This is a genomic window from Aestuariivirga sp. (assembly GCF_044238155.1).
GTDB lineage: Bacteria > Pseudomonadota > Alphaproteobacteria > Rhizobiales > Aestuariivirgaceae > Aestuariivirga.
In genome coordinates this window covers 1-13,238 of the sequence record NZ_JBIIDX010000100.1, presented here as the reverse complement: position 1 = coordinate 13,238, position 13,238 = coordinate 1, and the positions used below count along the sequence as shown (strand labels likewise).

The 13,238-nt window shown below is 63.8% G+C and carries 12 protein-coding genes; 7 read left to right on the top strand and 5 right to left on the bottom strand.

The genetic code is table 11. From position 1 onward, the window contains the following. The first annotated feature begins 118 nt into the window (after positions 1–118). Entirely contained in the window at positions 119–1,204 is a 1,086-nt protein-coding gene (locus ACILRN_RS11240) for a quinone-dependent dihydroorotate dehydrogenase (RefSeq protein WP_395688340.1), read from the top strand. Here ACILRN_RS11240 and ACILRN_RS11235 read toward each other — a convergent pair. After that, positions 1,180–1,839, bottom strand: a complete 660-nt coding sequence (locus ACILRN_RS11235) for a transporter substrate-binding domain-containing protein (protein WP_395688338.1) — start codon at positions 1,837–1,839, stop codon at positions 1,180–1,182. The two genes, ACILRN_RS11240 and ACILRN_RS11235, sit on opposite strands and share 25 nt — an antisense overlap. A 215-nt stretch (positions 1,840–2,054) precedes the next feature. Here ACILRN_RS11235 and ACILRN_RS11230 point away from each other — a divergent pair, with 215 nt between their 5' ends. Next, positions 2,055–3,776 carry a glycosyltransferase family 2 protein gene (locus ACILRN_RS11230; protein WP_395688336.1) on the top strand — a complete coding sequence of 574 codons (1,722 nt, stop codon included), beginning with the start codon at positions 2,055–2,057 and terminating at the stop codon, positions 3,774–3,776. Here ACILRN_RS11230 and ACILRN_RS11225 read toward each other — a convergent pair. Further along, a complete protein-coding gene (locus tag ACILRN_RS11225) occupies positions 3,766–3,897 on the bottom strand; it encodes a hypothetical protein (protein WP_395688334.1) in 132 nt (43 codons plus the stop codon). The two genes, ACILRN_RS11230 and ACILRN_RS11225, sit on opposite strands and share 11 nt — an antisense overlap. Positions 3,898–3,912: 15 nt before the next feature. Next, positions 3,913–4,746, bottom strand: coding sequence for a bifunctional allantoicase/(S)-ureidoglycine aminohydrolase (locus tag ACILRN_RS11220; protein ID WP_395688332.1), 834 nt, complete (start codon positions 4,744–4,746; stop codon positions 3,913–3,915). Positions 4,747–4,869: 123 nt separating this feature from the next. Here ACILRN_RS11220 and ACILRN_RS11215 point away from each other — a divergent pair, with 123 nt between their 5' ends. The 5 genes from ACILRN_RS11215 to ACILRN_RS11195 all read left to right on the top strand — a co-directional run bounded on the left by ACILRN_RS11215 (position 4,870) and on the right by ACILRN_RS11195 (position 9,775). After that, positions 4,870–7,707 (top strand): bifunctional [glutamine synthetase] adenylyltransferase/[glutamine synthetase]-adenylyl-L-tyrosine phosphorylase, encoded by a 2,838-nt coding sequence (locus tag ACILRN_RS11215; protein ID WP_395688330.1) that lies wholly within the window; start codon positions 4,870–4,872, stop codon positions 7,705–7,707. Positions 7,708–7,775: 68 nt separating this feature from the next. Continuing rightward, positions 7,776–8,225: an EF-hand domain-containing protein gene (locus ACILRN_RS11210; protein WP_395688329.1), complete on the top strand. Its 450-nt coding sequence runs from the start codon at positions 7,776–7,778 to the stop codon at positions 8,223–8,225. Positions 8,226–8,246: 21 nt separating this feature from the next. Then, positions 8,247–8,840 carry a sigma-70 family RNA polymerase sigma factor gene (locus tag ACILRN_RS11205; protein WP_395688328.1) on the top strand — a complete coding sequence of 198 codons (594 nt, stop codon included), beginning with the start codon at positions 8,247–8,249 and terminating at the stop codon, positions 8,838–8,840. A 9-nt stretch (positions 8,841–8,849) separates the two neighbouring features. Next, a complete protein-coding gene (locus ACILRN_RS11200) occupies positions 8,850–9,239 on the top strand; it encodes a hypothetical protein (protein WP_395688326.1) in 390 nt (129 codons plus the stop codon). Further along, on the top strand, positions 9,236–9,775 hold the full coding sequence (locus ACILRN_RS11195; protein WP_395688324.1) for a periplasmic heavy metal sensor: 540 nt from the start codon (positions 9,236–9,238) through the stop codon (positions 9,773–9,775). The genes ACILRN_RS11200 and ACILRN_RS11195 overlap by 4 nt, the downstream gene beginning before the upstream one ends. On the opposite strand, the gene ACILRN_RS11190 is transcribed toward ACILRN_RS11195, so the two are convergent. Together ACILRN_RS11190 and ACILRN_RS11185 are read right to left on the bottom strand one after the other, a co-directional pair. Continuing rightward, positions 9,776–12,079 (bottom strand): PAS domain-containing sensor histidine kinase, encoded by a 2,304-nt coding sequence (locus ACILRN_RS11190; protein WP_395688322.1) that lies wholly within the window; start codon positions 12,077–12,079, stop codon positions 9,776–9,778. 125 nt (positions 12,080–12,204) lie between these two features. Continuing rightward, positions 12,205–13,238, bottom strand: a 1,034-nt coding sequence (locus ACILRN_RS11185) for an NAD(P)/FAD-dependent oxidoreductase (protein ID WP_395688320.1), incomplete at its 5' end; no start/stop codon positions are given.

Below are 13,238 nucleotides of genomic sequence, written 5' to 3'. Positions count from 1 at the left end.
CTTCGCGCGGGGGCGAGCTGTTTCCGCACGTGTACGGGCCAATCGCCACGAAGCTGGCACGGCTGGTCGAGCCTCTGCCGCGCGAGAATGGCGAGCTGCGCTTTCCTGAGGGCATCGCATGACATTCGCCTCGCTTGCATTCCCTCTGGCCAGACCCCTGTTGCATGCACTGGATGCGGAAGCGGCCCATAACCTCACGATCCGTACACTGACGATGCTGCCGTCAGGACGCCCGGCCAGACATGGTCCGCGTCTTGAGCTCGATGTTCTTGGTCTGCACTTTCCCAATCCGCTGGGCCTGGCGGCCGGTTTTGACAAGAATGCCGATGTACCCGACGCGATGCTGGCCATGGGATTTGGCTTTGTTGAAGTCGGCACGCTCACGCCCCGGCCGCAGGCCGGCAATCCGAGGCCGCGGCTGTTCCGGCTTGCCGAGGACCGCGCGGTGATCAACCGCATGGGGTTCAACAACGAGGGCCATGCCTCGGCGCTGGCGAAGCTGAAGGCCCGCTCAGGGCGGGGCGGCATCGTTGGCATCAATATCGGCGCCAACAAGGACTCCGATGACCGCATTGGAGATTATGTCGCCGGAATCGAGACCTTCTCGGAGGTTGCCTCTTATTTCACGGTCAACATTTCCTCGCCCAATACGCCGGGGCTGCGTGCCCTGCAATCACGCGCCGAGCTTGAAGCTCTTCTCAGCCGCCTTAACGCCGCGCGAAGCATGCAACGGCGCAAGCCGCCCATGCTGCTCAAGATTGCGCCCGATCTCGGTGAAGACGAGCTTGCCGATATCGCTGATGTCTGCGGCGCTGGCGCGGTGGATGGAATTATCGTGTCCAACACGACACTGAGGCGCGACGGCCTGCGCTCGGCCCACGCTTCGGAGCAGGGTGGCCTTTCCGGTGCGCCGCTGCTCGATCTTTCGACCCGCCAGTTGGCGCGGCTCTATCTGCTGACGGCGGGGCGCGTTCCGCTGATAGGTGCAGGTGGCGTGCATGACGGGGCTTCGGCCCTGCTGAAGATCCGGGCAGGCGCCAGCCTCGTGCAGCTTTACTCTGCACTGGTTTATGATGGGCCTGGCCTGATTGAAGTGATCCTGACCAGTCTTTCGGCCGAACTTTCACGGCTCGGCGAGACGGCGGCAAGTTTGCGCGGCTGCGATGCCGCCAGCATAGCTCACCACAAGGGCAGCGGCACATAGGTTGTGAGGATCTGCGCAGTCGTGCCGGCGGCCTGGGCCTGGTCAAGCCCGTAGTCGAGTGCATCCCGCAGGTCGGGCCGGTCGCGGCGGACCAGGATGACCAAATCGCGGCTAAAATAGTCGAGGTCGGAGAAGGCGTCATCGAGCAGGCGGCAGCAACCGGCCGCAGCTTCGCCCGACACCCAATAGATCACCTGCAGATTATCGCCGAACAGGGCGTCGATCTGTGCCTCTCTCAGCGCAGTGCCAGCCATGGCAAGGGTATCAAACGTCACAATCTCTGCGCTGGCATAATAGGTTTGAAGCCAGAGGGCGTGGAGCGTGTCCCGTGCCACGCCAATGCGCAAGCCGCTGAGGGCCGAGGGCGTGGCCTGCTGGCGCGTGCTGGCGCCAGCAGCGGCAAAGCGCCCAAGCGTGCGGAAGTAGGGGCGAGTGGCGAGCGCCTGCCGGAGCGTTCCGCTGTCCGGGCGGGGGCCGGTAATCGCCGCATCCGCCTTGCCACTGGCAAGTGCGGGCAGAATGTCTGCAAACGGGCGGGCTTCCACCGTGCAATCGAGTTGCGCGCGCTCGCAGGCGGCGATGGCCAACTCAACAGCGATGCCTGTGGGGGCGCCCGTGCGCGAGATGAAACTCATGGGCGCAAAATCAGAATCTGTAATGAGCCTGACCCGCAGGTCTTTCGGGATGTCTGGCCGGGCCGACTCTGCGACCGTCCGAAAGGCAGGGGGCGCTGCAGTTTGGGCGGACACAACTTCAGATAGGCAGCCCAGGGCCAATATCGCCTGACATACAGTGGCAAACTTTACGCAACGTCGCATTCTGGCCTATGTGTCAAGAGTAGAGGGTTCACGTGCTGAACGATGCTCACCCGGGCTTTGGCGAGGCACCTGCGCCCATTCTAGCCGGAGTGCCTGGCGATGTCTTGCCGCGCATTGGCCGTGCGGCGCTGTGCGACATGCTCCGCCGCCTGCCGCCTGACCAGCTTGACAAGGCGCTGCGCAACAAACTGGTGCCGGTGGTGGATCTGCCGGGTGTGGTTCTTCATGTTGCCTGTGGCAAACCGGCATTTGATAAAGCCAAGTCGCGCAGGCTTTCAGTGGTGGCCTGTTGCGAGGCAGAGGACTTGCTGGCCGCGGCGCGCGCCACGCATGGCGCCTTTCTGCTCGACCAGGCGACCCTTCGGCTGTTGCGTCAGCGGCCTGCCTTTTCGGCGAGCCGTGTCATCAGCGGAGGCCAGACGGCCTGTGTGCTGCTGCTGCTTCTGGTCGCTGCCGGCTCAGTGCTCTGGCTGCCAAAGATGATCTTGCTCGGGGGACTGGCCCTGGCGGGGGCGTTGTTCTTTCTCAGCGTCATGACGATGAGGGCTCTCTGCCTGATGCCGTTTCCCCGGACAGAAGTGGCGGACTGCCCTCCACTCCCGGAAGCCGAGCTGCCGGTCTATTCGGTGCTGGTGCCGCTGTTTCGCGAGACGACCATCCTGCAGCAGCTGATCGGTGCAATGACCCGGCTGCGCTATCCGGCCGAAAAGCTGGACATCAAGCTGATACTCGAAGAGGCGGACATGCCGATGCGACTGGCAGTGGCCGCGCTCAGTCTTGACTCACGCTTCGAAGTGATCGTCGTACCGTCCGGCCATCCACAGACCAAGCCGCGCGCCCTCAACTATGCGCTGGCCTTCTGCCGCGGCGATTATGTGACCATCTATGATGCCGAGGATGTTCCAGACCCTGACCAGCTTCTGAAGGCGGCACGCCGTTTTGCTGCCTCGCCGGCCAAGCTCGCCTGCCTGCAGGCGCAGCTCACATTTTACAACAGCGACGAAAACTGGCTGAGCCGCCAGTTCACCGCGGAATACGCGGTACTGTTCGGCTTGCTGCTCCCGGCTCTGGCGGCGCATGGCTTGCCGATGCCGCTTGGCGGAACGTCCAATCATTTCCGTGCCCATGTTCTGCGGGAGGTTGGCGGATGGGATCCCTTCAACGTGACTGAAGATGCCGATCTCGGGGTGAGGCTGTCACGGCAGGGCTTTGGCACGGCGGTTCTTGAGAGTTTCACCCATGAGGAGGCGAGCGCTACTCCAGGCAACTGGCTGCAGCAGCGGACGCGCTGGCTCAAGGGCTATCTGATCACCTGGCTGGTTCACATGCGTCAGCCGGTCCGGTTGCTGAAGGAACTTGGCACTGCGGGATTCTGGGCGGTTCAGGTGCTGACGCTTGCGGTTTTCGTTTCGGCGCTGCTGCATCCGCTTTGCCTGCTGCTCATTCTTGCCATCCAATTCACGGGGCTGCATCTGACCGAGAACGCGGCGCTGCCAGCGATGCTGTTGGCGGGACTCAGCCTGACGGTGATGGCCGCGGGTTATGGAGTTGCCATGGTGCTGATGCGCCGTGCATTGCTGGGCCGCGGCATGCTTGGATGGGGGTTCACCGTGATCTCGGTGCCTGGCTATTGGTGCCTGATGTCCGTCGCGGCGTGGATGGCGCTCTGGCAAGCTGTGTTTCGCCCATTTCACTGGAACAAGACGGCACACGGCGTTTCCCGGCAGGCGCCCACACTCAGCCTCACCCCCTGACCCGGAAGTCCCCGATGGCCTGGCCGAGGCTGGGCAACAGGCTGATGGCGGGCGGCCTGAGGCCGTGCGCGGCGAGTGACTGGGCAATCTCGGCGCTTGCGCCGCCGACAATGAGGCGCACACCCCGCCGCCAAGATCAGCGGACAGGCGTGCTCTTCAGCTTCATGTGACGGTTCACGTCCTTGTAGAGCAGATAGCGGAAGCGGCCGGGGCCGCCGGCGTAGCAGGCCTGCGGACAAAAGGCGCGCAGCCACATGAAATCACCAGCCTCGACTTCAACCCAGTCCCGGTTGAGGCGGTAAACGGCCTTGCCCTCAAGCACATAAAGCCCGTGCTCCATCACGTGGGTCTCGGCGAAGGGGATGACGGCGCCGGGCTCGAAGGTGACGATGTTGACATGCATGTCGTGGCGGATGTCGTTGGGGTCGGCGAAGCGGGTCGTGGTCCATTTGCCGTCTGTGCCCGGCATGGCTACGGGCTTCACGGCCTCATCCGAGGTGACGAAAGCCTCTGGAAGAGCGATGCCGTCCACCTGCTCATAGGCCTTGCGCACCCAGTGGAAGCGCACGGGGGCAGTGGTCTCGTTCCTCAGGCTCCAGCGTGCGCCGGGTGGCAGATAGGCATAGCCACCTGCGGCCATGGCATGGCGCTGGCCGCCAAGCGTGAGGTTCATCTGGCCCTCGACGACGAAGAGCACGCATTCGGCCTCGGGGTCTGGCTCTGGCCGCTCGCTGCCGCCGCCGGGCAGAACCTCCATGATATATTGCGAGAAGGTCTCGGCGAAACCCGACAGCGGCCGCGCGATCACCCAGGCGCGGGTCTTGTCCCAGAAAGGCAGGAGGCTCGTGACGATGTCCTGCATCACGCCCCTCGGGATCACCGCATAAGCCTCGGTAAACACCGCACGGCCCGTGAGAAGCTCGGTCTGTGGCGGGTGGCCGCCCTGCGGGGCGTAGTAGCTGCGGGTCATGATCCCATCCGGTTGCTGGGACAAGGATTAGAACCCTTGGCGCCTCGCTGCAAGATGGGGCATTCGAGCGGATGATGCCGGAGTGACCTTCCTGCCCGCCATCAGTTGGTCTATGGGAGACTGATGCCCATTCTTCCGCCGCTGTGTTCCAGCGACCCGGCGCCGCTGCAGGAGCCGGATCTTGCTGAGGCTATCGCTGCCGGGTCGCCTTTCCTGCGCCAGCTCATGCAACGCGACCCGGACTATGCCGCGGTGGTGTTCCGCGATGCGCCCGGTGATCTTCTGGCTGCCGAGATTGCCATGCTCGACACGCTTGACCCTGCACTCTCTCAGGCCGAGGTGATGCGGGCGCTGCGCCGCGCCAAGCGGCGCGCAGCACTGCTCATCGCAGTGGCCGATCTTGCCGGACGCTGGACCATGGAGCAGGTCACTGCGGCGCTCACGCGGTTTGCCGATGCCTCGCTGCAGGCCGCGATATGCTGGCTGCTGAGTGACTCGGCGCGGCAGGGCAAGCTCAGGCTTGCCGATTCCTTGCGGCCCACGGAGGGCTGCGGCTATGTGGCTCTCGCCATGGGCAAGCAGGGTGCCCATGAGCTGAATTACTCGAGCGATATCGACCTGATCATTCTCTACGACCCGCTGACCAAGATCCTGCCGGACCCCTCGGAAGCCTCAACCGTCTTCGTGCGCCTCACCCGGCGCCTGGTGCAGCTCATGCAGGATGTGACGGAGGATGGATATGTGTTCCGCACCGACCTGCGTCTGCGGCCAGATCCGCGCGCCACGCAGGCGGCGATCTCAATCGAGGCGGCTGCCATCTACTATGAGAACCAGGGCCAGAACTGGGAACGAGCAGCAATGATCAAGGCGCGCGCCGCGGCAGGCGATATCGCGCTGGGCGAGGACTTCCTGCAGCGCCTCACGCCCTATGTCTGGCGCAAGTACCTCGATTTTGCGGCGATTGCCGACGTGCAGTCGCTGAAGCGGCAGATCCATGCCGTGAAGGGCCACGGCGAGATCAAGGTCAGGGGACATAATCTCAAGCTGGGGCGGGGCGGTATCCGCGAAATCGAGTTCTTCGTTCAGACCCAGCAGCTCATTGCGGGTGGACGGAACCCGAAGTTGCGCGGCCGCGCAACGCTCGCCATGCTGGATGCGCTGGCCGCGGCACAGTGGATCAGCGCTGAGGCGGCCGCCGAGCTCAAGGACGCTTACCGCTTCCTGCGCATGCTCGAGCATCGGGTGCAGATGGTAAACGACGAGCAGACCCATGTTCTGCCTGCTGAGGATATGGCCTTTGCAGCACTGGCGCGCTTCTGCGGATTTTCCGATCATGAGGCCTTCGACACCGAAATCCGCCGCACGCTGAACTGCGTTCAGGGCCATTATGCCAGGTTGTTCGAGCAGGCCGAGGAACTCTCCGCCGACCAGGGGAGCCTCGTGTTCACGGGCGGCGAGGATGACCCTGAAACCATCGAAACGCTCTCGCGCATGGGCTATCGAAGCCCCGGCGAAGTCTCTGCCACCATCCGCGGCTGGCATTTCGGGCGTTACGCCGCCACCCGCAGCGCCAGGGCACGCGAACTGCTGACCGAGTTGATGCCGAAGCTTCTCACCGCCCTGGCAGCGATGGGCGATGCCGATCAGGCCTTTCTCGCCTTCGACAAGTTCCTCGGCGGGCTGCCGGCGGGTGTACAGCTGTTTTCTCTGCTCAAGGCCAATCCGAAGCTGCTTGATCTGCTTGCAACCATCCTCGGCAGTGCGCCACGACTGGCCGAACAGCTGAGCCGCAGGCCCAAGGTGCTGGATGCGGTGCTGGACCCCGGATTTTTTGGCGCGATGCCGTCCGACATCGAGATCGAGAGGGCGATTGCCGCTGCCATGCCCGATGAAGTGCCACTGGATGAACTGGCCGACCGTGCCCGCATTCTTGGCAAGGAGCAGGCCTTCCGCATCGGTGTTCGGGTGCTGTCGGAAACGGTGAGCGCGGTGGAAGCGGGGGCTGCCTTCTCGTCCCTGGCAGGCCTTCTGCTGGGCCGTCTGCACGCGGCGGTTACAGCCGACATGCAGCGGCGTTACGGCAAAGTGCCCGGCGGGCGGAGTGCCGTCATCGCCATGGGCAAGCTCGGCGGGCGGGAAATGACAGCGGGATCCGATCTTGATCTCATCATCGTGTATGATGCCGCCTCTGGCGCCGAGACCAGTGACGGGCCCAGGCCGCTGAGTACCGGGCAGTATTATGCGCGGCTCACCCAAAGACTGATTGCAGCGCTCTCCGCACCGACCGCGGAGGGCGTGCTCTATGATGTCGACATGCGGCTCAGGCCTTCCGGAAGCAAGGGACCGGTGGCGGCAAGCCTCGAGGCCTTCGCGGCCTATCACCGCGACTCGGCCTGGACCTGGGAGAAGCTGGCACTGACGCGGGCACGCGCCGTGTGTGGCGATCCAAGCCTGATGAATGAGCTTACCCTCACCATTCGCCGGTCCCTCTCCAGCCCGCGCGAGCCCGGCGGGGTGCTGGAGGATGTGGTGGCCATGCGCAAACTGATGTTGCGGGAGCAGGGCGTGGCAGGCCTGTGGGACATCAAGCGTGCGCGTGGCGGGCTGGTCGAGGTCGAGTTCATCGTCCAGACGCTGCAACTGCTGCATGCGGCCCGCCACCCGAACGTGCTCGACACCAACACGCTTGGAGCCCTCGAGCGGCTTCATTCCGCCGGGTTGATTGGCGAAGCCGCCATGGCCACGCTAAAATCGGCTGCACTTCTCTATCATCGGCTGACGCAGGTCCTCAGATTGTGCCTGGCGGGCGCCTACGAGCCCGGGAGAGCCCTTCCGGCGCTCAACCAGATGGTTGCAAGCGCAGCGGGTTCACCCAGCATCGCGGCGGCCGAAGCGCTGCTCTTCGAGACGGAAGGGCAGGTTGCCGCATTGTTCGACGAAATGGTCGGGCCTGCCAGCTGAAAATCCTGCGACGGATTTGCCCTGCCTGCATCGTCCTGCTTACCGGACAAGCACAGGAGGACCCGTCCATGAACCGTTTGGCATGCATACTGGCTCTGCTCTCGGGCGTGGCAATCTTGCCCGCAACCACCCTTGCCATGGAACCCTATCTGCCCGGCTCGCCCCGCGCCTTCAGCAAGGCGGATGCCGACTCCGATGGCAAGATCACAGCGCAGGAGCTCGCCCCGCGGGTTGAGCGCCGTTTTGCGCGGCTCGACGTCGACAAGGATGGACAGGTTTCAAGCGCCGAGATCGACGCGATGCTCGATGCAGCCCTGGAGCGACGCAGGGTGCGGATCATGGACCGCCTCGACGCCGACAAGAACGGACAGATTTCGCGTGCCGAGCTCGAGGCTGCCATCGAGCGGCTGATCCTGGCGGCTGACGATGACAAGGACGGAGCGGTCAGTACCGAGGAGGTTCGTCGGCACCGTCTTGCCAAACGAGCCAAACCCGCTACGGAAGAGTCATCCAACTGACGCAGCGACCAGGTTCAGACTTTGACGCGCGATGCTTCGGCTGTTCAGCAGCTGACGGATGCCGGCCTGCTCGAGGCTGCCGCCGCGGGCTCGCAGCTGGCCTTTGCCCAAATCGTCAACCGCCATTACCAGCCGGTGTACCGGCTGGCCTGGCGGGTGGCGGGTGATGCCACGGTGGCTGAAGACCTTACCCAGGAGGCGTTCATCAAGCTGTGGCGAAACCCCCGTCAGGTACGGGAGGCTGCAGCCTTGAAGGGCTGGCTGATGCGGGTCGCCTCTAACGCGGCGATCGACCGTGCCCGAAAACCGACTTCCACCGCGCTTGAGGCGGCGCCGGATGTTGCGGATCCGCAAGCCAGACCTGATGCTCCGTTGGCGCGCATGGAGGCTGCGCGGCTTGTTGATGCGGCGCTCTCACAGTTACCGGCCAGGCAACGGCAGGCGTTGGCGCTGGTTTATTTCGAGGGCATGTCGAATGGCGAGGCGGCTCAGGTAATGGATGTAGGTGTCGAAGCGGTCGAATCGCTGCTGGCGCGGGCCCGCCGCAACCTGAAGGACAGGCTTGCCGGGCAGTGGCGCATGCTGCTTGACGGGTTGATGGAAACAGGAACGTGAGACGGCAACATGCAACAGGGCAAAGATAACCAAAGCGACCCGTCACCGCCGGAGAACTCCGGTGAGGAGATCAGGCGCATTCTGGCGCTGGCAAGCCAGCCGCAGTTGCCGCCGGATGCCATCAACCGCGTCATGGCGCGCCTTGCGGGTGAGGCGCAGACCGGCAACGTGATCAGCCTGCCTGAACGCGCAGCGCGGCAGCGGCACGGCTGGAGCCTTGCAGCCCTGCCGCTGGCTGCTTCGCTGGCGCTGGGCATTCTTCTTGGCGCCCAGGGTCGGCTTGATTTCATTCTGCCTGACGCAATCACGGGCGGTGAGTCATTTAGCGAGGAAACATCCTTCGATGATCTGGGTGGCATGGGCGAGGCCGATGCCGTTGCCGAGGAGAACCTGTCATGAGTGACGAACGGAACCAAACCGGGGTAGCGTGGCGCAGACGCTGGATGATGGTCGCGCTGGTGGCTTCGCTGGCCCTGAACTTGTTGTTCGTGGGAGCGGGGGTGGCGCGCTATGTTGCCAGCGAAGGTCCGGGGCGGCCATCGATCAGCAGGCACATGCAACTCATGCCGCGCAAGTTCCTGACTGAACTCGACGGGCCGCGGCGCAGCGAGATCCTGGCGATCGTTCGCAATTCCGAGAAGAGCTTCCAGGAAGGTCGACGGGTGGCGCGAGGCGACATCATTTCGTTGGCCGACGCCCTTGATGCCGAGCCTTATGATCCAGCCCGTGTCGATGAGGCCATTCAGAGATTCTCTGCCTCGAGCGGGGCTCTTGTCCGCGAGGGTGGAGATGCCGCTCGCCGCGTAATTGCAGCTCTTTCCGCGCCGGAGCGCAAGCTGCTGGCCAAGCATCTCCGGCTTCGCGAGTCACGCGGCAAGCGCAAGCCGGATGCAAAACCAGACCCCGCGCCGGCGGCGGAACCAGAGACGCCGTGATCAGGCGACCTTGGCGTCCGGCTGCTGTACGGGGAACGTGACCGTCACCTCCGTACCCTGGCCAGCGGCACTGCGGATCGTCAGCGTGCCGCCATGCAGTTCGACGAAGGAGCGCGAAATCGCCAGACCAAGGCCAGAGCCCCCTTTGCTCTTGGTCAACTGGTTTTCGACCTGCTCGAAGGGCCGTCCGAGCTTTTCGATGTCACGCGCGGGTATGCCGATGCCCGTATCGCGGATGGCTACGGCCACGAAACCACCCTGGCGTGCTGCGGCCACGGTGATCTTGCCGCCCTCCGGCGTGAACTTCACGGCGTTTGACAGCAGATTGATAAGCACCTGTTTGACGGCCCGCCGGTCAGCCCACAGCGTCAGACCCGCTGCAACCTGGCGGTCAATGCCGACCCCGCCTTCATAGGCCCGAGGGCCTACGAGGCGCATGACCTCATCGAGGACAACATTCAGCTCGAGCGTGTCGCATTCGAGTTGCATGCGGCCGGCTTCGATCTTCGACATGTCCAGAATGTCATTGATGACATCAAGCAGGAATTGTCCGCTCTTGTGGATGTCGCGCGCGTATTCAGCGTATTTCTCTGAGCCCATGGGTCCGAACATCTGGGCCAGCATCACCTCACTGAAGCCGATAACCGCATTGAGGGGTGTGCGAAGTTCATGGCTCATGTTGGCGAGAAACTCGGACTTCGAGCGGTTTGCGGCCTCGGCGCGGGTTTTCTCGCGAGCATACTTGTCGGCCAGGTCGGCAAGCCGCTGCGCCTGCTGATCGGCAAGCAGGCGTTCCTTCTGCAGATCGCGCACCGTCATCATCAGTTCGCGCTCTGACATGCGCAGGCGCTCTTCCTGAAGCTTGAGGGCGGTAATGTCGGTTCCTACCGAGACAAAACCGCCATCCTTGGTGCGCCGCTCGTTGATCTGAAGCCAGCGCCGGTCGGCGAGCTGGACCTCGAATGATCCGCCCTCGCCGCCCTCACCCTTGAGACCAATGCGCTTTCGAATGGCAGGCTCTCGGGCGCTGCGCACCACATCTTCATAGGCCGTGCCCGGCACGCAGACGGCGGCCGGCAGAGAGTGAAACTGCTGATATTTTGAATTGCACAACACCAGGCGGTTGTCGGCATCCCACAGTACGAAGGCTTCCGAGATGTTCTCGATTGCGTCCATGAGGCGCAGTTCGGCCTCCTTGTTGAGACGGTCGGCCTGCTTCTGCTGGGAGATATCGAAGACGATGCCGATGAGGTGGGGCTGGCTTTCATCGCCACCCGGTGCCAGCGCCATGCGGGCGCGCAGCCAGACATAGTGGCCGTCTTCGTGGCGCATGCGGAATTCGCGGTCAAAGGCCGTGATCTCGCGGTTGAGGAGCTGTTCCACCGCATCTTCAAGCTGTGTGTCATTCTCGTGAATGCGGCTCACGGCTTCGGCGAAGCTCAGATAGTCTCCCTTCACTGGCATGCCGAGGATGTCAAACATGGAGCGCGACCAGAACAGGATGCCCTTGCGGATGTCCCAGTCCCACATGCCGCACTGGCCGCGGTCCAGCGCCTTGTCCAGCCGTGCGGTGGCGACCTCAAGGATCGTGTCGGCCTCTGCTGCCTTGGCAGCCTGCCAGTGAAACGCACCGCCAAGCAGCATCAGCACGAGAAGGCTGACCACAAAGAGTGCTGTAACCCGCGTGACACTCGTCCGCCAGGCCTGCAGCACGTCGGAATTGCGCTGCAGCACGATCAGGCTGCCAGGGTAGTCGCCGAGGTCGAACATGGCGACGAAGGCGGCATCGCCAGAGGCCATGCGCAATGGCGCCATGTCTTTGGCGTTGAGTGTCGTTGCGGTGACGAAGTCGGGCGACAGCAGACTGGTGATTGCCGTACCATCCAACCCTTGGTCCGATGGTGCGCTGGCCACTATTCGCCCAAGGCTTTCGACCACGGCAAACAGGCGCCCCTCTCCAAGGGCCTGTGCGGGCAGAAGTTGCGCAAGCCTGGCGCTGTCCACGTTCGGCGGCGCGCCGCCCGCGAGGCGGGCGGCCGCTGCCTCGGCCTTGAACCGGGCCGCAACCGTTTCGCCGTAGATCACCGAAAGATTGTTCTGGTCAGCGACATGGGCCGTCCGGCTCTGGCTGAGCTGCATCAGGAGCGTGCCGCCAATCATCAGCAGAAACAACACGATGAGCGAGGTGATGAGAAGGCGCAGATGGCGTTCGGAAATGGCAAGACGGAAGCGTTCCGGCCAGGGAGAGGGAAGTTTGAGAACCCTCTCCTTGACGAACAGCTCGCCGATATGTGTCTTGCCCAAGATCTTCCCCTGCTGCCCCGCCTGCCCATGGCGGGGAGTCATTTTCACCACTGACGCGACCTCACAGCGAATCACCGGCTATTGATTCGAAAAGGGGGTGATTTGTCCAGACCATTCGCGGCGGCTCAGCGGGTCCTGAAGCGGTCCACCCGAAACGCAGCAAGATCGATATTGCTGGCTTGCCCGCTCATCAGTCCGGCCAGCAGCCGGCCGGTGCTGGGACCCCAGGTCAGGCCCATGTGGCCATGGCCGAAGCCATACCAGACGTTCGACATGGTGCGTGACGGGCCGATCACGGGGAGGGAGTCCGGCGTTCCGGGCCGCCGCCCCATCCAGCGGGTCGCGTCAGGGCCGGGCGGACGCAGGTCGGGCAGGATGCGCTTGAAATGCGTCCACAGAGCATCGGCCCGCCGATAATCTGGCGCGGCGTCAAGGCCTGCGAATTCGTCCGTGCCGGCCATGCGCAGGCCCATGTCCATGGGCGTTGCCGCGCCCGGCGTGCGCGCATAGGTGATTGAACGGCCGAGCGACACGCCAGGGTCGGGCAGGACGAGATGATAGCCGCGCTCGGCTTCAAGCGGAACATGTTCATCAAGCTGCCGTGCAAGCAGATGCGAATAGGCCCCGGCGCAGATGACCAGCCGGTCAAGCGCAATGCGGCCAGCGGCCTTCAGCGTGATACCGGTCACCCGGCCACCCTCACGTGTGAGATCCGTCACATCATCTGCGAGAATGGTTCCCCCATTCCTGACCACCTCGGCGGCGATCGTCTTCACCACCTTTTCCGGATTGGTGACGAAGTACCAGCCGCCATGGAATGCAGCGCAATGAATGGCAGGGCCCAGTGCCGGCTCAAGTTCGCGCGCCTCCTGGCCCGACAGGCGGGGGGTCTCGTAGCCGTGTGCCGCCTTGATGGCGCGTTCGGGCGCCTCTGCCTGGAATTGCGCCTCTGAGTCGTAAAGCCGCAGCGTGTCCTTGCGCACGATCAATGAGGCGGCACCGGCAGGCGCAAGCAGACTTTCAAGATCGCTGACCACACGCAAGGCAAGCTCGGCGCGCGCGCTGGTGATGGCCTTGACCCGATCTGGCATGGAATTGCGCGCCAGCGCCACAAACCACGGCAGGGCGCGAGGAAAATAGGACCACCGGATGGTGAGAG